At 45.6% G+C, this 20,769-nt stretch carries 14 protein-coding genes and 1 pseudogene; 14 read left to right on the top strand and 1 reads right to left on the bottom strand.

The genetic code is table 11. The features are described 5' to 3' along the window. The first annotated feature begins 87 nt into the window (after positions 1 to 87). From ACJ8OK_RS06400 to ACJ8OK_RS06365, 8 genes are all read left to right on the top strand, one after another. Positions 88 to 1,200: a glycosyltransferase family 4 protein gene (locus ACJ8OK_RS06400; RefSeq protein WP_228392563.1), complete on the top strand. Its 1,113-nt coding sequence runs from the start codon at positions 88 to 90 to the stop codon at positions 1,198 to 1,200. A 1-nt stretch (position 1,201) separates the two neighbouring features. After that, complete coding sequence (locus tag ACJ8OK_RS06395) at positions 1,202 to 2,530, top strand: hypothetical protein (RefSeq protein WP_060559043.1); 1,329 nt, start codon at positions 1,202 to 1,204, stop codon at positions 2,528 to 2,530. 5 nt (positions 2,531 to 2,535) lie between these two features. After that, positions 2,536 to 3,597: a glycosyltransferase family 4 protein gene (locus ACJ8OK_RS06390; protein WP_074469399.1), complete on the top strand. Its 1,062-nt coding sequence runs from the start codon at positions 2,536 to 2,538 to the stop codon at positions 3,595 to 3,597. After that, a complete protein-coding gene (locus tag ACJ8OK_RS06385) occupies positions 3,597 to 4,682 on the top strand; it encodes a glycosyltransferase (protein WP_033633511.1) in 1,086 nt (361 codons plus the stop codon). The genes ACJ8OK_RS06390 and ACJ8OK_RS06385 overlap by 1 nt, the downstream gene beginning before the upstream one ends. 105 nt (positions 4,683 to 4,787) lie before the next feature. Further along, complete coding sequence (wbaP, locus tag ACJ8OK_RS06380; protein WP_033633510.1) at positions 4,788 to 6,221, top strand: undecaprenyl-phosphate galactose phosphotransferase WbaP; 1,434 nt, start codon at positions 4,788 to 4,790, stop codon at positions 6,219 to 6,221. Positions 6,222 to 6,253: 32 nt separating this feature from the next. Continuing rightward, positions 6,254 to 7,384 (top strand): glycosyltransferase family 4 protein, encoded by a 1,131-nt coding sequence (locus ACJ8OK_RS06375; protein ID WP_060559049.1) that lies wholly within the window; start codon positions 6,254 to 6,256, stop codon positions 7,382 to 7,384. Position 7,385: 1 nt separating this feature from the next. Beyond that, positions 7,386 to 7,970 (top strand): phosphoribosyltransferase, encoded by a 585-nt coding sequence (locus tag ACJ8OK_RS06370; protein ID WP_033633509.1) that lies wholly within the window; start codon positions 7,386 to 7,388, stop codon positions 7,968 to 7,970. Further along, positions 7,967 to 8,569 (top strand): haloacid dehalogenase-like hydrolase, encoded by a 603-nt coding sequence (locus tag ACJ8OK_RS06365; protein WP_060559056.1) that lies wholly within the window; start codon positions 7,967 to 7,969, stop codon positions 8,567 to 8,569. Before ACJ8OK_RS06370 ends, ACJ8OK_RS06365 begins: the two co-directional genes overlap by 4 nt. A 110-nt stretch (positions 8,570 to 8,679) precedes the next feature. On the opposite strand, the gene ACJ8OK_RS06360 is transcribed toward ACJ8OK_RS06365, so the two are convergent. Further along, positions 8,680 to 9,981 (bottom strand): cellulase family glycosylhydrolase, encoded by a 1,302-nt coding sequence (locus ACJ8OK_RS06360; RefSeq protein ID WP_079007606.1) that lies wholly within the window; start codon positions 9,979 to 9,981, stop codon positions 8,680 to 8,682. 365 nt (positions 9,982 to 10,346) lie between these two features. Between ACJ8OK_RS06360 and ACJ8OK_RS06355 the strand changes: the two genes are divergently transcribed. From ACJ8OK_RS06355 to ACJ8OK_RS06330, 6 genes and pseudogenes are all read left to right on the top strand, one after another. After that, complete coding sequence (locus ACJ8OK_RS06355; RefSeq protein WP_060559062.1) at positions 10,347 to 13,355, top strand: beta strand repeat-containing protein; 3,009 nt, start codon at positions 10,347 to 10,349, stop codon at positions 13,353 to 13,355. Between the two features lie 391 nt (positions 13,356 to 13,746). Then, positions 13,747 to 15,519: a type I secretion system permease/ATPase gene (locus ACJ8OK_RS06350; RefSeq protein WP_031299834.1), complete on the top strand. Its 1,773-nt coding sequence runs from the start codon at positions 13,747 to 13,749 to the stop codon at positions 15,517 to 15,519. Between the two features lie 52 nt (positions 15,520 to 15,571). Beyond that, the gene (locus ACJ8OK_RS06345; protein ID WP_004938859.1) at positions 15,572 to 16,903 is read left to right on the top strand and encodes an HlyD family type I secretion periplasmic adaptor subunit; all 1,332 of its coding nucleotides are present in this window, start codon (positions 15,572 to 15,574) and stop codon (positions 16,901 to 16,903) included. A 2-nt stretch (positions 16,904 to 16,905) separates the two neighbouring features. Further along, entirely contained in the window at positions 16,906 to 18,282 is a 1,377-nt protein-coding gene (locus ACJ8OK_RS06340; RefSeq protein WP_033633507.1) for a TolC family outer membrane protein, read from the top strand. Between the two features lie 274 nt (positions 18,283 to 18,556). Next, positions 18,557 to 19,981 carry a mannose-1-phosphate guanylyltransferase/mannose-6-phosphate isomerase gene (locus ACJ8OK_RS06335; protein ID WP_060559065.1) on the top strand — a complete coding sequence of 475 codons (1,425 nt, stop codon included), beginning with the start codon at positions 18,557 to 18,559 and terminating at the stop codon, positions 19,979 to 19,981. 12 nt (positions 19,982 to 19,993) lie between these two features. Next, positions 19,994 to 20,769: pseudogene (locus tag ACJ8OK_RS06330) on the top strand (phosphomannomutase CpsG); the annotation flags it as partial.

Below are 20,769 nucleotides of genomic sequence, written 5' to 3'. Positions count from 1 at the left end.
TCTTCATTTTGAATGATTTTTGATTACCATTCAGACGACAGTCAAATGTTTACATAGAATATTTAAGGTGTATAAGAAATGAAGATAATGATGATCAATACACTTTATCATCCTTATAAGGTTGGAGGCGCAGAGGTATCTGTGCAGTTATTAGCTGAAAAACTCGCTAATATGGGGCATACAGTAAGTGTTGTTACATTGCATAACAAATCCGAACGAGAATGTAAAACCATTAATAATGTAATGGTCACTTATTTGCCTCTCAGTAATGTCTATTGGCCATATGGCGGAGAGAACGTGTCGCCATGGAAGAAAATAGTATGGCATGCAAAAGATCAGTACAATTTCTCAATGAAGCATGCGGTGAAAGAGGAAATAAAAAACTTTCTTCCAGACGTTGTGCATACTAATAACCTGGGCGGTTTTTCAATTTCTGCGTGGGATGCGGTGAAAGAGTGTAAGGTGAAACTGGTTCATACCGCGAGAGATTACTATCTCTTTCATCCTAACTCGACCTTGTTCAAACATGGCAAGGTGATGAGTACGTCAGAATTGAGTGTGAGGTTTTTCTCATTTTTTAAAAAGTGGAAGAGCAAAGCCGTTTTCAGTTTTGTTGGAATCAGTCGTTATATTTCTGATTTGCATACTACAAACGGATTTTTTAATGAAGATAGATGTTCGGTTATCTATAATCCGATAGAACCGCTTCGCTTTGAAGATAGAGAAAGTTCAACTTTTAGAGTCGGATTTATAGGTCGCCTTACTAGCGATAAAGGATTCGATGAATACTGTCGCCTTGCAGATGAATATAAGAATAGGGCAGATGTCAAGTTTTATGCGGCAGGTAGGTTTAATGGCGATGAAGGTAATGCCATGAAAATTTTGGCGGAAAAGTCAAATGTTGAACTGCTTGGTTTTATTGCGGTAGAAGAATTTATGGCAAATGTTGATGCAGTTATACTGCCAACAAAATGGAATGAACCATTTGGGCGTTCAGTTGCGGAGTGTGCGCTTTCTGGGAAGATTGTCTATACTAATTTCATGGGGGGAATTTCAGAAATAGCTGCCATGAGTAGTAATGTTAGGCCGCTAAACTCTTTCAAAGTTGAAGATACACGCACGCACAAAGAACGCAGCGTCGTGGAGAGTTTTGATATTGATAATATCGCGAAACGATATGTAGAGGTTTACAATAACTAAAATGAACACATCAACCTCAAAGATATTTATATTTTTTATTCTGACGTACCTGGCATTAGCTTCATTAAATGGGCTGGTTACAATTTTTGCTTATAATACTACTCGTTTGATCTTACTCTATAAAGATTTCTTCTCGATAGTATTTCCGTTGTTGATGATTTTCTTTTTTGTTGCAAATGGATATAAGGCAGGTAGGCAGTTCACCACATTGATGCTAACGCTTTTAGCGATTTGTTTTTTTATCCTTTCATATATTTTGGCGACCTTACTCTTTTCAAAATTTGATATGACAAGGATTGCTATACAGTTTCGAGTTGAACTCTTCGCAATTTCGGCAATATTGATCGCAGCGTTAGCGAGTATGTTTAGCACTGAAGAGAAAAAAAACATAGTATCTGTTTTTATTAAGTTTTATATTATTTTTTGTTCGATTAATGCGTTAGCCACTATTGCTGAGTTCTTCTCGGCAGAGCTTATTTTCCAGGTTCTGGGGTTCAATCCTGGCCCGATGTTAACCGCGTTTGGTAAAGACAATGGCCTTGTTTTACGCACTACAGATGGTTATTTAAGAGCTCTGGGTTTATTGACAACACCTTTCAGCCTCAGTGAATATCTTTTCTTTGGCCTCGCTCTTGCCTCATTTGTTTCAGTCAAGCGAAGAGCGCTATTTACATTCTTAATGATCGCAGGCATTCTTTGCTCTACATCAAAAACAGCTTTCGTGATGATGGTAATTTATGTTCTTTATATGATTATTAATAGACTTGTCTCGAATCAGAGAGCGTTGAGATTCATTACTTGGATTACTGTTGTTGTTTCCATTGTTTTTTTCCTTTCCGTTACTAACACATTTATATATGAAGTGTTTTCTTCAAAGGAAAATACATACGCCGAAAACAGTATTTTCTTGCGTATTCTTTATATTGAGCAAGTGTTAGATTCAGCCTACTCTATTTACTTTGGCTCTGGTTATGCTGTGAACGGTAGTGGTATGGTTGGGGTTGAAGATAATACAACGGCGATTCCGCTAGACAGTTTGTACATTTACCTTCTCTCAAATTATGGATTTGTTGGCGTACTGGTATTTGTTTTCGGTGCTTTTTTACTGTTGGTTAGTTTGTATAAGAAGACATCTACCGTATTACCACACGGTGTCTATTTGTACTGGTTGATATCATTGCTAACAAACTTTGCCTATAATAATCCATTTACCAACTATCCTGGTTATATATTCCCGATAATAATAACTGCGCTTTTAGTTTCACTTAAACCGGAAGAATACTCCGATGAGGAGGGCAGTGCTAATCCAGTTTATACAAAAGTGAGTTAACGATTGTGATCTATGTTAATGGCCGTTTTTTAACGCAAGAGGTGACAGGCGTTCAACGCTTTGCTATTCAAATCTTACTTAATTTGATTAAGATCCGAGATGATATTGTTGTGCTTTGCCCTAAAACTACGCCAGATAATGAGATTACTAAGGCGTTTAATATAAAGAGAATCGGGCGCCTATCCGGACAGTTATGGGAGCAAACAGAGTTATTTCTCTTTATGGTGCGAAATGGAAATGTGCTTTTAAGTTTTTGTAATACCGCTCCAATAGGGTTCTTTAACAATATCATTGTTCATCATGATATAACTTATCGAGTTTATCCCAAAAGTTACTCACTAGGTTTTAGATTTTTTTATAGAATTTTTTCACCGTGGCTTTTAAAAAGAGGGAAAAAAATCATTACTGTCAGTGATTTTTCTCGAAATGAAATAGAGCGGGCCTACGGAATTGAGAATATTGATGTTGTCAATAATGCAGCTACTGAGGTTTTCTTTCCACGCAAAATTACTGAGCCAGACAATCCATATATTCTATGTGTATCTTCTCCAAGCGTTCATAAGAATTTTAAACTGATAATTGATAGTTTTGAAAAAATAAATAATAGTTTAGGTTTGGAGTTAAAAATTGTCGGTGCATCGAATAGAAATTTTTCAACAGTTACCTATTCTGCAGTGAGTAATAATTCATATATAAAGTACTATGGCCGAGTTACTGATGAGGAACTGGCAGTGCTTTATTCAGGAGCCTTTGCTTTCGTTTTCCCATCCCTCTATGAAGGTTTCGGAATTCCATTGCTTGAGGCTCAATCTTGCGGTTGTCCTGTTATTGCATCTAATACAGCATCAATGCCGGAAGTGTTGAACGATAGTGCGCTTTATTTTTCACCAACTTGTTCTGAAAGTTTAATTTCACAGATAGAGAAACTATACCATGATGGTGGTTTAAGGGATTCACTGATTAAACGAGGTTTTGAAAACGCTAAGCGATTTAATTGGTTGGCGTCGGCTAATAAAATAAATAATATACTTGAAGGCTACGCAAAAGATAAGCCCTGGAGTGATTAGTGAAAATATTGCATGTCGCCGAAACAATAAAGGGTGGTGTTGCGACAATCATGCGACAACTGGTTATGGAACAGCAAGATACTGAAGATGAGGTATTATGCATTGTTCCGAGACAACAGTTATCTGAACTGGTTGGTGTTAGAGAACATGTGCTTTCTCCATTCAATAGAACTGGAAGAAATACCATGTCATTATTTTTGCTTCTGTTTTGTTTTCTGCGAGTTGTTTTAAATAAAAAACCGGATGTAATTCATTTACACAGTAGTTTTGCTGGCTTTTTATGCCGTTTGGCTTTGCCTATAATATTTGTTTTTTATCACCCCAAAGTGATTTACTGTCCGCATGCCTTTGCTTTCTTAATGGATATTCCTGTTTATAAAAAGCGAGTCTACGCATTTATTGAGCGCATGCTAGAGAAAGTGACGGATAAAACTATTTGTGTCAGTGAATATGAATATAGGGAAGCCATAAAATGGGGGCTTAATCCAGAGCGTTTAGTCATTATCTATAATGGTGTTCAAGATCCTTTGATAGTAACGCAAAAAAGCCCTTATAAATACGCGAATAAAAAGAATATTCTCTTTGTTGGACGGACGGATCACCAGAAAGGTTTTGATCACGTTCTAAATATAACCAATTTGCTTTCTCAGAATGAGGATATACATATCACTGTGATCGGAGACTATGTTATAGAGTATAAGAGTCTTCCTGTATATGGTGAAAAAATAACGTACATAGGCTGGTTGAAGTATGAAGATATTGCACCTTATTTTTTCCATGCAACAGTCTTACTGATGCCAAGTCGTTGGGAGGCCTTCGGCCTTGTTGCCGTAGAGGCGCAAAGTTACGGTTTACCCGTTCTGGCTTTTGAACGAGGTTCACTGCCAGAAATTATTATAAATGGTGTCACAGGTTTTTTAGTTGATTATGGGGATATAAAAGGTTTTTCTACCGTTATTTGCGATAAAAATTTGGATTTTTGGAAAACGATGAGCGAAAGAAGTTATGATAATTACAGTAAAAACTTCAAAAGCTGTTTTATGACACAGAAAGTAAGTTCACTTTATCGTGAAGTTATAAAATAAATATCTAGCTTATCTAATTCATATGAAATTAATTTGACTCGCTGTTCGGTAATTACCTGTCTCTATAACGTGTTGAATTTTATAAAATAGTATTCGGGATGCATAATGAAAAAAACAAATGTTTTTTTTGGCGATTTTACGACAAAACTAATGCTAGCATTGTCAGATATTTTCTTTTTTAACATATCGGTCTATCTTTCGTATTTCATTCTTTACAAATTATTTGATGGGTTAAATAATTATATACCTCAGGATGAGTTTTTTATTCGTTCTGTTGCGCAGTTTGTTATATCTGTAGTGTGTGTTCTTTGGTTCTGGACAAGGCTTAGACACTACACATATAGAAAGCCATTTTGGTTTGAGCTCAAGGAAGTTCTCAGAACGCTAGTTATTTTTGCTGTTCTTGATTTAGCTCTAGTTGCATTTTCTAAGTGGAACTTTTCTCGTTCAGTTTGGGTGTTATCATGGATGTTGATAATTATTTTAGTGCCGTTGGGGAGAGCATTAACAAAAAAAATCCTTAACAAGATGGGGTTGTGGAAAAAACAAACCATAATCATTGGCTCGGGAAGAAATGCCTTTGAAGCCTATGCAGCATTGCAAAGTGAAGAAGTTCTTGGATTTGAAGTTGTTGCCTTTGTGTGTACGGATAAACCATGCGAAGATAATTATTTTGGCATCCCGGTCATTAATTCGGAAGAAGAGCTGTGGCGTTGTGTCAATGTTGAGAGTACGCAATTTATCGTCGCACTTGAATTTGAACAACATGCGCTACGTGATTGGTGGTTGAAAGATCTGGCTAAGCATAATTGTCGGTCGGTTTCTGTTATCCCAACTCTTCGTGGTGTTCCTCTTTATGGCACCGATATGTCATTTATTTTTAGTCATGAAGTAATGATTCTGCGGGTAAGCAATAATTTAGCCAAGCGTTCATCACGCTTCATTAAGCGCACATTTGATATTATTGGCTCATCTCTTATTTTGGTTGCACTTTCTCCCGTGTTGATTTTCTTGACTTACAAAGTTTCAAGAGATGGTGGTCGTCCTATTTATGGGCATGAGAGAGTGGGGCACAATGGAAAGAAATTTAAATGCTTAAAGTTCAGATCGATGGTTCTAAATTCTCAGGAAGTACTTGCAGATTTATTGGAGCGAGATCCTGAGGCCAGAGAAGAATGGAATAAAGACTTTAAATTGAAAAACGACCCACGTATTACAAAGATTGGCGCTTTTATTAGAAAGACAAGCCTGGATGAGTTACCTCAATTGTGGAATGTACTTCGTGGTGAAATGAGTCTAGTTGGCCCAAGACCGGTTATTGAAAAAGAATTGGAACGTTATGCAGGTGATGTCGATTACTACTTCATGGCGAAGCCAGGAATGACAGGATTGTGGCAGGTCAGTGGCCGTAATGATATTGATTATGACACGCGCGTGTATTTTGATGCATGGTACGTTAAGAATTGGGCGCTTTGGAATGACATTGCGATTCTATTTAAAACTATAGGTGTTGTATTAAAGCGTGATGGCGCATACTAACTTTATAATAGTTTATTTTATGGGAATGGATAATGAGAATCGCACTCGATAGCCGATTTATGCAAAAGGTTAGTCAAGGGACTGGAACGTACACAATAGAATTGGCGAATAACTTGGTTTCGTGCATAAATCGCGATGATAAGTTATTGCTTCTGGCGGACGATCCTGCCATTGTTTTAACTAAGCAGGCTGGGCAACCTTTCTTAAATGATAATCGTGTAGAAATAAAGAAGTTGATATCAGGTTGGACGCCTATGAACCTTCTCGGCGGATTTGCACTTGCTGAATGGCGCAATAAATGCGATCTCTTGCATACAAATTATTTATCACCCTTGGTTACAACCAGAAGTACGAAACATGTTGTGACTGTTCATGATGTCATGTTCCGTACGCACAAACAGTACTTCAATCCTAAGTTGACTAAAGGATTGGAAATTTTCACGCCGCCTAGTTTAAAAAAAGCAGATCATATAATTGCAGTTTCTCATTATACGAAAGATGAGATAATCAAGAACTTCGGTGTTAATGAAAATAAAATTACGGTTGTGCACGAAGCTGCGAGCAAGCAGTTCCACGTGAAAGATAAAGTAAAATCTAATGATGTAATCGCTAGTCTGGGTGTGACTAAGCCATATTTTCTTTTTGTCGGGCGGTTTGCCGCGATTAAGAATATTGATAGTGTTATTGCTGCATTCGAGAGACTTGCCGATGCTGATGTGCAGTTAGTTTTGGTTGGAGGGTTCGATCCGGCATTTCCTAATCCTGCCTTGGAAAATAAAATATTTAATAACCCGGATAAAATAAAAGTCCTTCGAGGTGTCTCGAATGAGGACCTTGTTCATTTGTATAACAACACGCTTTGCCTGGTATTTCCAAGTTTTGCCGAGGGATTTGGTTTGCCTATTCTAGAAGCGATGTCTTGCGGGGCCCCTGTCATCACCTCTACCGCAGGTTCCTGCCCGGAAATAGCTGGTGATGCAGCATTATTGGTTAATCCAAATGACCTTTCTCAGTTAGTTAGTGCTATGGAGAATGTTTTTAATGATGCTCAGTTACGTGCCTCTTTGTCAGAAAAAGGTTTAAGAAGAGCTGATACTTTCAGTTGGCAGCGATGCGCAACGGAGACTTACTCTGTTTATGAAAATATCATAGGAAAGTTTTGATATGAAAGTTATTACGGCTATCGGCAAAGATTTCGATTCGTTATGTGATCGGTTGTCTAAAGAAATAATTAAAGAATTTTCCCCTGATGTTATTATTGGTGTTGCCACTGGTGGACGCTATGTCGCTGAGGAAATTGGGAAAAAAATTAATGTTCCGCTTGTTATAATAAAAAGGCAGCGAAATTCTACTAAGAAGAAGTCCAAGTTCAGAATGGCTTCTTTTTTGCCTTTCCTCCCAAGGCCGATAAATGACTTATTGAGAATAGCGGAAATAAAATTCAACGAACGTAAGTTCAGAAAATCCGGAAGAATATTGTCAGTAGGAGCTGTGGCGCATATCTCCGGCGACTTGGAACACCTGCGAAAAGGTAAGAGAATTCTAATTGTTGATGATGCCGTTGATAGTGGTGGTACGTTTATTGATTGCATCAATTTTCTCCAACCGTATCTTTCATCGGATTCGGTCGTTAAAACTGCTGCGTTAAATGTCACATTTGACGAGCCTGCTTTTATTCCAGATTTTTATCTTTATAAGGGCTATCTTATTCGTTATCCCTGGGCTAGTGATGTTAGGAGAAAAGGTTGAAATCCGTATATGATCTTGATGGCACACTTGTGCCATTTAACACTTTTAAAGTATGGGTTGTTCTGTCTTTTTTCATCTCTATTTTTTTCCTTAGATGGTATTTTTTATTCTCTATTATTAAATTCGCCATATGCAGGAAAATTGGGAGAATGGATCGCGTTGGATTTAAGGTGGCTTTATTAGCGATTCAGCAACGCACCAAGTTTTGGCCCTATGTCGGTAAGAAGTACGGAAAATGGTTGGCCCGCCATTCTCTCCGAAAGGATTTGCTCGTTCTAGGTGATAATTCGACTAAGTGCTTGGCAACTGCAGCGCCGGATATTTATGTGTCCTCTTTCTCTCAGGAAGTTAATGATTTTGATGTCACTATATGTGCACATTTTTGCCACTCAGGTGAATTTGTCGAAACATTAAATGTAGTGAAGCTTAAATTCGTTCGGGAGCAATTTTCTGAGGAACCAGATCTTTTCTTTACTGATCATTATGATGATATCCCGTTAGCTATGGCTGCTAAGTTTACCTATATTGTTTCTCCATCAATAAAGTCCGAGAGATTATTTTCCGACATGCTCAATGCAGGGCGTTATACGATAGTATAACGGTACTATTTTAAAAATGATAAAAGCGAGACTGTGTTTATCGTCTCGCTTTTTTTTCGGCTTTAAACCACCTCCAAAGGAGGTTATTTTTCATTTGGTTTAATGCGGATTTACTCGTTGCCGAATGTTATCACTGGCGTGTCTGCGCTAACCGCTGGTTGACTTTTTTGCGTTGGGTCTTCAATAACGAGAGCCGTAATTTTCTGCGAAGATGGTTTACTACTCGTCATGAGCGACATTATTCTTCCCGTTGTGGAATTCCTTCCCTCCTGCGTATCATTCTTTTTCCAACTAACCCTGGCTTCTTTTTTTCCATTGCTAAAGATTAAATTCACTTTACCATCGGTTGTCACATTGTAATTTTTTACCGAGTAATTTTTTATTAAATCGGCAATTTTCTCGTATGACTCCATGCTTGGCTTTTTACTCCCATTTTTCCTGAGCAATCCAAATCTATGCTCTATATTTTGGTTGTTATCACCATCATCGCTTAAGTCATACCACCAAACTCCTTTTATATATCCCCTGGCTTTTGCAAGAAGAGTATATTTGACAACATATTGGGCTACATAGTCCTCGCTGTACCCAAATTTCCCCGCATTGGTTGGTACGCCAATTTCAGTGATGTAAATAGGGACCTCTTTGCCTACGAGCCTCTTCAATTCTTCTTGATACCCATCGATTTTTTCAATGTTTCCTTCCGGGGTAGTCAGCGATTTATCACTGGATTTAAAGCTATACGGATGTATTGATATCCCATCTATATAATTGAGCATGCCCAGCTTTATCAAGTCATCGGACCATTTTAATCCATCGTTTCCTAAAGGATCGAAGGAGCCTGCAAGCACGATAGCTCCGGGGTCTGCCCTCTTTATCGCTATAGAGGCCTGCTTGATGAGTTTGTAGTAGACCTGAGCTGGAGGAGGGGCTGGTGATTTATTATGCGTGCCGGTGCCAACACTCCACTCATTCCAGATCTCATAATACTTGACCTTTCCTTTAAATCTTTTTGCTGTCCAGTATGCATAATTTGCATAAGCTGCGATAGATTCATCGTTGCTGGCATATCCACTTTTATCATAGAGATCATTGCCATAGGCTAGAACGGCAATGGGGTTCATACCATAGTTTTTATTTGCAACTAAGAGAGACTTATCTACACGTATAAGTTTATCTACAGGTTGATAGGTGCCTTTCTGTTGTTCAACTAACCCCCAAAGGTAATCATCACGAAAGGAATTAAAACCATAGTTACTTATCAAGTTCAAATAATGATCTTGCTCTTCTGGATACCAGCGTAGGTGTGTGTTAATGCCAATCTCGAAGGCATAACCGATTTTCAGAGGCAGGGTGGCAAGAAGTGTGCCGAGTATAAATTTGAGAGAGAAGGGGGGCAGTTTCATGAACGTCATCGTCTTATCTCGCTGAGGTCAGTGTGAAAATAATAGATTGGTTTTACAGGTATTTTTACGCTTTCAAGCGCGAAAGTAACTAAGGTTATTCCTAATGTTAGCTAAGCAATCACTCGTTAACTAAATGCAGGAAAGATTAGTATCAATCTGCGCTATTAGGATTATTTTTATATTTTCTTTCTCATCTTGACATCATTGAATTTAGATACTTTCTTTGTATGTATCTACTGCTTTAACCATAGGAGTATTGAAACTGACGACTCATTGATTTTCATGCATTTTTGTTTTGCTTGTTCTTGCTTTGTTCTTCAGCGGCAAATTGCTGTCTGTAACGTTTTTTGAATGGCTTCTCTAGGAGAATACACATGTCATCTCTTGTCTCACAGCAGACTGGTGCTGCGCTTTACTATGCTGTTCTTGGTAAAGCAGCATCCGCGGCGACGTTCGATAGTGCCGGGCAACTTCTTGAAAATGGTGGAACTTCAGCGCAATATGTCGCTCAGATTCTCTCTTCCAGTGCAGGTCAGGCGTTATATAGCGGGAAGAGTACTAGCGATATTGTGAGTGCGATATATACCAACGTTTATGGCTCAGCACCTAGCGCCGGTGTTTTAGCTGCTTTGCTTGCTGGAGGGCAGCCCGCGGCAAATATCGTTGGCGGTTTAGTCAGTGATCTCTTAAATTACAATGGCTTTGATTCAACCATACTTTCTCAACAAACTGCATTTGATAATAAAATCGATGCCGTATTGTATCCTTCGGCGAATACTGCAGCCGCGGCCGGTAATGGCGCTTCTGATGTATTAGCGATCTACTATGTTCTTGGGTCCGTGCAATCAGCTGCGGGTGTCAACTATTGGGGGGCGGCAATTAATGATGGTTCCAGAACATTCTCCGTCGCCGCTCAGAGTTTTGTTAATGAGCGCAGTTATATTAACACTTTGAGTAATCAGGATTTTATTACCAAGCTCTTTACTCAAGGTTTTAAACGGCCGCCAGATAGCACCGAGTTAAATACTTACTTGACGGAACTGCAAGGCGGAGCAACGCGTGGTGATGTTATTGTTGATTTCATCAACTCGTTGCGTGGCAGTGTCAGCAGCTCTGATGCCGCCGCTAAACAGGCGTTTACACTGGCAACAACTGCTTACACTGCTGGCAGCTTACCTGGCTTGAATTACCAGGAACAGGCTGCTGCTGTGTTCCTGGCCGTGCCGGAGCGCGGCATTGACGCCGTAGGTTTGGATAGCTGGAGCAAGTATCTGGCATCTGGCGCGGCATATACTAAGTTTATTACCAGTGCATTAGCTTCTGATGAATTCCAGCGGAAAGGCGCACAGCTGACTGGTGATAACTTTATCCAACATGTTTACACCGCTGTTCACGGTACTGCAGCTACGCCGGCTCAGCTGGCGCTTTACAGTGCTTTGGGGACTGATAAATCGGTTATTACCCAAGCCATCATTAATGACCTGCGGACTTCAACGGCTACTGACGCGGTTACTGTCACTCAGCAGCACGCATTTGAGTTTGATATCGGTACCAGCCTGTTGTACAAAACCGCGGCTAGCCTGACGACTACAGCCGCCGGTGGTAACGCTACGGGTACTGTGAACACCGGTATTTCTCATCAAATCAGCAACGCCGAAACAGCGGTACTGACGAATGTCCAACTGAACGCCAATGCCGCCAGCACCGTGAACCTGAAGTTCGCCGACCATCTGGCGAATCTGACTATCAACGGCACCAGCGCAGCAACGGTCAACCTGTCTGACAACGGCGTTAATCCAGGCGTAGATATCACCGTCAATAACGGCAACGTCATCCTGAATGCCAGTTCGGGTGCGGATGACGTAGTCGTCACATCGACGGCAAACATTGCGGCCGGCACGGCGCAGTTTAACCTTGGTGCCGGCAACGATAGCCTGCACTGGGCAGGGAACGGCGTTTCCGGCGGAGCTAACACCGTCGCCAACACCGTCAAGGCTGACGGCGGCACGGGGACGGACTCCATTTCCGCCAACTTCATCACCAAAACCGTGGTGACCAACCAAAACGCCTTGGGCATTCGCTCCAGTACTGTTTCGAGTAATGCCAACAACTTCTCGAACTTTGAGAAGATCGACCTGACCGGCTATATCGGCAAGTCTGTCGGCACTTTGACTACTACGCCGGCGATTGGGTCACCGACCACCACAACCGTTACTACGCCGAACAACACCTTTGACTTTGGCTTGACCAACGGAACGTCCACGGTGGAAGGGACTAACGGCGGCACGGTTACGCAGAACGCGGCGGCCACCAATCTGGGCACGCAAGGATTTGTGATCTCCGGGTTGGCTAACGTCAACGTCATCAACGCCGCCGGCGGCAACGCTGCGCAGCTGGAAGTGAAAGGAGACGCCACTTCAGCCAGTACGCTGAACTTCACTTTCGTGCAGAACGCCACCGATCACTTCAACATCAACTTTGATGCGGTGAGTTCCGCCAACGTGAATGCTGGCGCCATCACTCTGAACAGCAGCAGCAGCCTGATTGGCGGTACTCCGTTGAGCACGGTGAACGTGGCTTCAGGCGGTACAGGTAGCTTTGACAACATTCTGTCATTGGCCGGCACCAATGCGCAGGTTCAGACCATCAACGTGACCGGTGATCACGCGCTGGATCTGACCCTGGGCAGCGGTTTCAGCAACGTGCGTGATATCAATGCGTCCACCAATACCGCTGGGCTGAATCTCGACTCCAGCCATGGCGGTACCGGTGACGGTATCATCATTCAGTTGCTGAACATTCTGCCGCTGAGCGTCATTACCACCAACCTGTTGGCGCCGGTGCTGTCGGCGTTGGGCCTGAACGGCTACCAATTGACCGTAGAAGGTTCCAGTGCTGCCGATACCCTGGGCGTGATTGGCAACACCACGCTGACCGGTGGCGCAGGTGCCAACATCTATGACATCAAGGCGAGTAACACGCAGGCGGGTGTGACCATCAAGGACTTTAGCAGCCTCAAAGACAAGATTGTCGATGTTAACCATGGCGGTCTGACTATCTCCAATGACGCCAGCGGCACGGCGGTTGCGGACTACGGCACTCGTTCCGCAGACACATTGGATGCGCTGTTGGGGACGCTGGTGGGCGGTTTGACCAACGGCGTTATCGGCCTGCTGGGCGGCATTCTCGGTCTGGACAGCAGCAACTCGCTGACGTCGAAAGTGGGTGTGGCATCCGTAGTATTCAGCGGTGGCGGTAATACTGCCAGCTCTTATGTGATTATCGACAACAACGATAACCATGCGCTGGATCTCAACGATACCGTGGTATACCTGACCGGGCAGAACCACCAGCAATTGGTGGATACTCTGCACTACGCGTAAGTAGGGGTTCCAGTGGGAAATAATTCCCATTGAAACTGTTAGCCAATAAATAATACGGGGTGTGTGAACACCCCGTATTCTTTGAATTTTGTGAACCACGTCATTATCTCTGGTTTATTCCCTTTCGTACTAAACTCGCTTTGCCCTGTCTACTATTTACCCTACTGTTTTCATTTGTTTTTTTCTGTGGTTCGTGAGGCGATTTTTTTTGCTTACGGCCTTGCTGATATCCGCTTTCTCTACCTATAGTTAGAAAAAGTATCTGCAGTCTCGAGCATGTCTGGGGTGGGGGTTCTTTAGGATTTATTTTATTTTTTCCCTTTTTAGGATTTTCCTTATAAGAGTCCAATGCGGATTTTGACTGACAGTGCACATGATGTAAGGGCAGAAAGTGAATCAATTTATACCGCGCAATGAAATTGCGGATGTTATACGGACTCGCAGTAAGGTTTTTTGGACCGTTGGCATATTTACCGCATTTATTAATTTATTAATGCTAGTTCCTTCTATCTATATGCTCCAGGTTTATGACCGGGTGCTTCCTTCTCGTAATGAAATCACGCTGTTAATGCTGACGCTGATCATGCTGGGCATGTTCGGCATGATGTCGCTGTTGGAATACGTGCGCAGCATGGTGGTGATCCGTATCGGCAGTCAGCTGGATATGCGTCTCAACACGCGAGTCTACACTGCGGCCTACGAGGCGAATCTGAAAAACGGTTCGTCTGACGCCGGCCAGATGCTGAGCGACTTGACCAATCTGCGCCAATTCCTTACCGGCAGCGCGCTGTTCGCCTTCTTTGATGCGCCGTGGTTTCCGATCTATCTGTTGGTGATATTCCTCTTTAACCCTTGGTTGGGGCTTTTCGCCCTGGTCGGTGCACTGTTGCTGATCGCATTGGCGGTGATCAACGAAATGGTGTCGAAAAAGCCGCTGGCGGAGGCCAGCAAGCTGTCGATTATGTCCGGTACGCTGGCCAGCACCAATCTGCGAAATGCCGAAGTGATCGAGGCTTTGGGGATGTTGCCTAACCTGAAACGCCGGTGGTTCGGTCTGCACCAGCGGTTTTTGAACAGTCAGCGCATCGCCAGCGAACGCGCATCGCGGGTCACATCGATCACCAAGTTTGTGCGCATGTCGCTGCAATCGCTGGTGCTGGGGCTGGGGGGCTGGCTGGCGATCGATGGGCACATTACGCCCGGTATGATGATCGCCGGCTCCATTTTGATGGGGCGAACGCTGGCGCCGATTGAGCAGGTTATTAACGTCTGGAAGAGCTACAGCGCGGCGAAGCTTTCTTATGGCCGGTTGGTCAAGCTGCTGGAAACGCACCCGCAACGTGGTACCGGTATGTCCTTGCCGCGTCCGGAAGGGGTACTCGCAGTAGAAGGCGTTACCGCCACGCCGCCGGGCTCCAAAGGCGATGCGGTATTGCATAACGTGAGTTTTGCCATCCAGCCCGGTGACGTGCTGGGGATCATTGGCCCGAGTGCGTCGGGGAAATCGACGCTGGCGCGTTTGCTGGTCGGCATTTGGCCGGTCAGTGAAGGGATTGTTCGGTTGGATAATGCCGACATCTATCAGTGGAACAAGGATGAATTGGGGCCGTATATCGGCTATCTGCCGCAGGACATTGAGCTGTTTGCCGGGACTATCGCCGAGAATATCGCTCGCTTTAACGATATCGACTCAGAGAAAGTCATTGAAGCCGCTAAGCTGGCCGGTGTGCACGAACTGATCCTGCGTTTCCCTAACGGCTACGATTCGGTGCTCGGCAACGGCGGCGCTGGGTTATCCGGTGGACAGAAACAGCGTATCGGCCTGGCGCGCGCCTTGTACGGCGATCCTTCGCTGGTGGTATTGGATGAGCCTAACTCCAATCTGGATGATGCGGGCGAGAAAGCGTTGAACCAGGCGATTATGTTCCTCAAGCAACGTAATAAAACGGTGGTTCTGATTACCCATCGCACCAATTTGCTGTCGATGACCAGCAAGTTGTTGCTGTTGGTGAATGGCAACGTCAACGCGTTCGGCCCGACTCAACAAGTGCTTCAGGCGTTGGCCAATGCGCAAAAAGCCCAGACGCAACAGCCTCAGCAAGCGGTGAGGGCGGTAAATTCTGAGCCGGATGAAGGCAACATCCCAAAAACGCAAATTAATTAAGCCGTGAATTGCCTGATGGCTTTATTGCCATCCGCAGTTTAAAGGAGTTGGTATGTCGACGCATATTGGCGAGCCGCAAGACTCGTATATTGAAGAGATCCCGCAGGACGAACGGCGGTTTACCCGGATGGGCTGGCTGGTAGTGGGAATTGGTCTGTTCGGATTTCTGGCCTGGGCAGCGTTCGCCCCTCTGGATAAAGGGGTGGCATCACCGGGATCGGTAACCGTTTCCGGCAACCGCAAAACGGTGCAGGCCCCGGCCAGCGGCATCATCAAGAACATCGCGGTGAAAGACGGCGACAAGGTGAAAGCCGGTGAGGTTCTGGTGCAATTGAGCCAGGTGCAGGCACAGGCTCAGGTTGATTCGCTGCGCGATCAGTACTACACCACGCTGGCCACTGAAGGGCGTTTACTGGCTGAACGCGATGGTCTGAGCAAGGTCACTTTTTCCCCTGTTTTCACCCAGGTTAAGGATCAGCCGCGCGTGGCCGAAATCATCGCGTTGCAAACGCAGCTGTTCGCCTCTCGCCGCCAGGGGCTGCAAAGTGAAATTGACGGTTATAAGCAGTCGATGGATGGGATCCGCTTCCAGTTGAAAGGCCTGCAGGATTCGCGCGCCAACAAGCAGATCCAACTTTCCAGCCTGCGTGAGCAGATGAACAGCATGAAGCAACTGGCGGCGGACGGTTATTTGCCGCGCAACCGTTATCTGGAGGTCCAGCGCCAGTTCGCTGAGGTGAACAGCAGCATCGATGAAACCATCGGGCGGATTGGTCAATTGCAAAAGCAGCTGCAGGAATCTCAGCAGCGTATCGATCAGCGCTTCGCCGACTATCAGCGCGAGGTCAGGACGCAACTGGCGCAAACCCAAATGGACGCCAGCGAGTTCCGCAACAAGCTGCAAATGGCCGACTTCGATCTGGGCAACACCGCCATCACCTCACCGGTGGATGGCACCGTGGTCGGATTGAATATTTTCACTCAGGGGGGCGTCGTGGGAGCGGGTGACCACCTGATGGACGTTGTACCCAGCCAGGCGACGCTGGTGGTGGATTCTCGCCTGAAAGTCGATTTGATCGACAAGGTGTACAACGGGTTGCCGGTGGATCTGATGTTTACCGCCTTCAACCAAAACAAAACCCCGAAAATTCCGGGGACGGTCACGCTGGTTTCCGCCGACCGCCTGGTCGACAAAGCCAATGGAGAACCTTACTACCAGATGCAGGTCACGGTCTCGCCGGAGGGCATGAAGATGCTCAGTGGCGAGGACATCAAGCCGGGGATGCCGGTCGAGGTGTTCGTGAAAACGGGCTCACGCTCGCTGCTGAGTTATCTGTTTAAACCTATTTTGGATCGCGCTCATACTTCATTAACCGAGGAATAATTTTGATTCAATCAAAACGACAGGCTGCCGGTCTGGTTATCGGCACCCTTTTGTTTGCGATATCTGCGCCGGTTTATTCGATAGGGATTTTAGACGCATATTCGCTGGCATTAGAGAAGGACCCGACTTTCCGGGCGGCTATAAAAGAGAAAGAGGCGGGAGATGAAAACGAAAACATCGGCAGGGCGGGGCTGCTGCCGAAGGTATCGCTGAACTATCAGAATTCGCCGCGCAACTGGCAGACGCAAAAGTACCCGCAGAGCGACTTTTTCGGCAACGTGTCGGAGGTCACCCGGCGGCAGCAATATCGCAGTTATTCCAGTTCGATCACGCTGACGCAGCCGCTATTCGACTATGAAGCGTACGCGCGCTACAAAGCCGGTGTGGCACAGACGATGATGTCGGACGAGCGCTATCGCGGCAAGTTGCTGGATCTCGCTGTTAGGGTGATTAACGCCTATGTCGAAGTCGCCTATTCCAAGGATCAAATCGCGTTGGCCGAAGCGCAAAAGGCGGCTTACAAGGAACAGCTGACCTTGAACGATCGCCTGATGAGCGCGGGTGAAGGCACCATTACCGACGTATCGGAAACCCAGGCGCGCTACAGCCTGGCCGAAGCGCAGGTAATTGAAGCGCGCGACGCGCTGGACGCCGCACAGCGCGAGCTGGAAGTGATTATCGGTATGCCGCTGAACCAACTGGATGAATTGCAGGTTTTGCGGCCGGGCAAGTTCAAGGTGGCACCGCTGATCCCGTCCAGGTTCGAAGATTGGCAGAAGATCGCGCTGGAGAACAACCCGGTGCTGGCCGCGTCGCGTCATGGCGTGGATGCCGCCAAGTATGATGTCGAAAGGAATCGTGCGGGCTTTATGCCGCAGGTGCAGCTGTATGCTTCGCATTCGGAAAACGACTCCAGCAGCGATAATACGGTTAACCAGAAATACCGTACCGACAGCATCGGCGTGCAGGTCAGCATGCCTATTTATTCCGGCGGCGGCGTTTCGGCGTCGACCCGGCAGGCGGCGGCGCGCTATGGCCAGGCGATGTATGAAATGGATGCACAGACGGGCACCACGCTCAACGATCTGCGCAAGCAATACAATTTGTGCATCAGCAGCCGCGCCAAGGTAGCGGCCTATGAATTGGCGGTACAATCGGCTACTACACAGGTGACGGCGACTCGGCAGAGCGTGCTGGCCGGGCAACGCGTCAACGTCGATGTGCTCAACGCCGAACAGCAGCTCTATAGCGCCCAACGCGATCTGGCCTCCGCCAAGTACGCCTACATCAAATCATGGATCACCTTGCTGAGCGACTCCGGTACGTTGGATGAAAAAGACGTTATGCGGGTCGCGCAGTATTTTGCCCGCAGTCGTTAGCAACATATTCACTATGAGCATTAATCTGAAAGAGCAGCGCTATGCTGCTCTTTTTTCGTTAATACGTTATGTTATCGGCAGGTTGTTCCTCCTGTGTTTTTACTCGTCGGGTTTATTTCTGAACATCATTCCTGTAAAGGGCTGTAGGTTAGAGGAATTGATACTTTTAGCAAAAACGCGGCGATGGGTTGATGATCGTATGAATTTTAGAATGATGACGTCAGTGACGTGTAGCGTCTTCGTTTAGGAAAGATGGCGGAGTAAAGGGTAGATAATGTCCAAATTAATCCCTGTGGTTATGGCCGGCGGTGCTGGGAGCCGTCTGTGGCCGATGTCGCGAGAATCGTTCCCTAAACAGTTTCTTTCTATTGATGACAGTGGGATGAGCCTGCTGCAACAGACGTTACAGCGCTTGTCGGGGCTGGGCGGTATTGAAATTGCCGCTCCTTTGGTCATTTGCAATGAGGAACATCGTTTTTTGGTTGCCGAGCAATTGCGTGAAATCGGACAATTAGCGACCAATATCATTTTAGAGCCCGTAGGGCGCAATACTGCGCCGGCAGTGGCGTTAGCCGCTCATCTTGCAGCGGAAGAAGACGAAGACAGCATGCTCTTGGTGCTGGCTGCAGATCATCTGATCACGAAGGTCGATAATTTTCACGCGGCGATCCAGACGGCTATCTCGTTTGCAGGCAATAACCATCTGGTCACGTTTGGCATTATTCCGGAACATCCGGAAACCGGGTACGGCTACATCAAACGCGGCAGTCACCTGTCCAATGATTGTTTCAAGGTTGATGCATTCGTGGAAAAACCACGTTTGGAGAAAGCGATCGAATACCTCGCCAGCGGAGATTATAGTTGGAACAGCGGTATGTTCATGTTCAAGACCGCCAAGTTCTTACAGGAATTGCGGCAGTTCAGCCCCGACATCTTTAGCACAACCCAGCAGTCTGTGGGTAAGAGCCAACGCGACATGAATTTTATCCGGGTTGAGCAAGACATCTTCAAACACTGCCCAAGTGATTCCATCGACTATGCGGTGATGGAAAAAACGCGTGATGCCGTAGTGATTCCCATTGATGCCGGCTGGAGCGACGTCGGCTCTTGGTCTTCATTGTGGAACGTTTCCGAAAAAGATCCGTTGGGCAATGTCAATGTGGGTGACGTTATTTCGATCGACTCCAGTGACAATTACATCTCTTCGGAGTCTGCGTTGGTGGCAACCATTGGGTTGGAAAACCTGATCGTGGTCAACACCACTGACGCCTTGCTGATCGCTCACAAGGATAAAGTACAGGATGTAAGGAAAGTGGTTGATGAGCTTAAAAAGCGCAATCTTCATCATTTTCGCCAACATTCCACCGCCTACCGGCCCTGGGGAAAGATTTGCGACATCGACAGCGGCACGCACTTCCAGGTGAAGAAAATCATTGTGCGGCCAGGGGAGGGGTTGTCGGTGCAACGCCATCTCCACCGTGCCGAACATTGGATCGTTGTGAGTGGGACAGCAAGAGTTAACGTTGATGATCAAGAGTTCTTCTTGTCGGAAAATCAGTCTACCTTCATTCCTGCAGGCAGTGTCCATACGCTAGAAAACCCGGGAAAAATCGATTTGGAAATGATCGAGGTCAGGTCGGGGCGCTATCTGGAAGAAGATGATATTGAGCGTTTGCAAGATCGCTATGGCAGAATTTAACAGGGTTTGGTAATGCAAAAATTGACGTGTTTTAAAGCTTATGACATCCGGGGAAAGCTGGGCGAAGAGCTGAATGAGGACATCGCGTATCGTATTGGACGTGCCTATGGCGAGTTTTTGAAGCCCAAACGGATCGTGTTGGGCTGCGATGTGCGGTTGACCAGTGAAAGCCTGAAACTGGCGCTGGCGAAAGGTTTACAGGATTCTGGCACTGATGTGATAGACATCGGTTTAACCGGTACCGAAGAAATCTATTTCGCCACAACCTATTTAAAAACCGATGGTGGCGTGGAAGTGACCGCCAGCCATAATCCTATCGATTACAATGGCATGAAGTTAGTGCGCGAAGGCTCTCGCCCAATCAGCGGCGATACCGGGCTACGAGCGATTCAAGAACTGGCGGAGAAAAATCACTTTCAGGCGCCGGCAGCAACGCGCGGTAGCTATGTCCGCCAGGACGTATTGGGGGCTTATGTAGAGCACATACTGTCTTACGTCGACGTGAAAAACTTCAAGCCGTTGAAGCTGGTGCTCAACTCGGGCAACGGTGCGGCAGGGCATGTGATTGATGCCATCGAGGCGCAACTCAAGGCGCGGGGCGTGCCGTTGGAGTTTATCAAGGTGCATCACCAGCCGGACGGGGCTTTCCCTAACGGTATTCCCAACCCTTTGCTGCCTGAATGTCGCGCGGATACCGCCGATGCGGTGCGTGAGCATGGCGCTGATATGGGGATCGCGTTCGACGGCGATTTCGATCGCTGCTTCCTGTTCGATGAAAAAGGCGATTT

It is taken from the genome of Serratia sp. CY71090 (assembly GCF_052166845.1).
In the GTDB taxonomy this organism is placed as follows: domain Bacteria; phylum Pseudomonadota; class Gammaproteobacteria; order Enterobacterales; family Enterobacteriaceae; genus Serratia; species Serratia nematodiphila.
This window is presented reverse-complemented; position numbering and strand designations above follow the sequence as displayed.

Bases quoted from the DNA above. Each gene is read 5' to 3' on its own strand.
- ACJ8OK_RS06400 (WP_228392563.1), top strand. From the start codon at position 88: ATGATGATCAATACACTTTATCATCCTTATAAGGTTGGAGGCGCAGAG.
- ACJ8OK_RS06395 (WP_060559043.1), top strand. From the start codon at position 1,202: ATGAACACATCAACCTCAAAGATATTTATATTTTTTATTCTGACGTAC.
- wbaP (WP_033633510.1), top strand. From the start codon at position 4,788: ATGAAAAAAACAAATGTTTTTTTTGGCGATTTTACGACAAAACTAATG.
- ACJ8OK_RS06375 (WP_060559049.1), top strand. From the start codon at position 6,254: ATGAGAATCGCACTCGATAGCCGATTTATGCAAAAGGTTAGTCAAGGG.
- ACJ8OK_RS06370 (WP_033633509.1), top strand. From the start codon at position 7,386: ATGAAAGTTATTACGGCTATCGGCAAAGATTTCGATTCGTTATGTGAT.
- ACJ8OK_RS06360 (WP_079007606.1), bottom strand. From the start codon at position 9,981: ATGACGTTCATGAAACTGCCCCCCTTCTCTCTCAAATTTATACTCGGC.
- ACJ8OK_RS06355 (WP_060559062.1), top strand. From the start codon at position 10,347: ATGTCATCTCTTGTCTCACAGCAGACTGGTGCTGCGCTTTACTATGCT.
- ACJ8OK_RS06345 (WP_004938859.1), top strand. From the start codon at position 15,572: ATGTCGACGCATATTGGCGAGCCGCAAGACTCGTATATTGAAGAGATC.
- ACJ8OK_RS06335 (WP_060559065.1), top strand. From the start codon at position 18,557: ATGTCCAAATTAATCCCTGTGGTTATGGCCGGCGGTGCTGGGAGCCGT.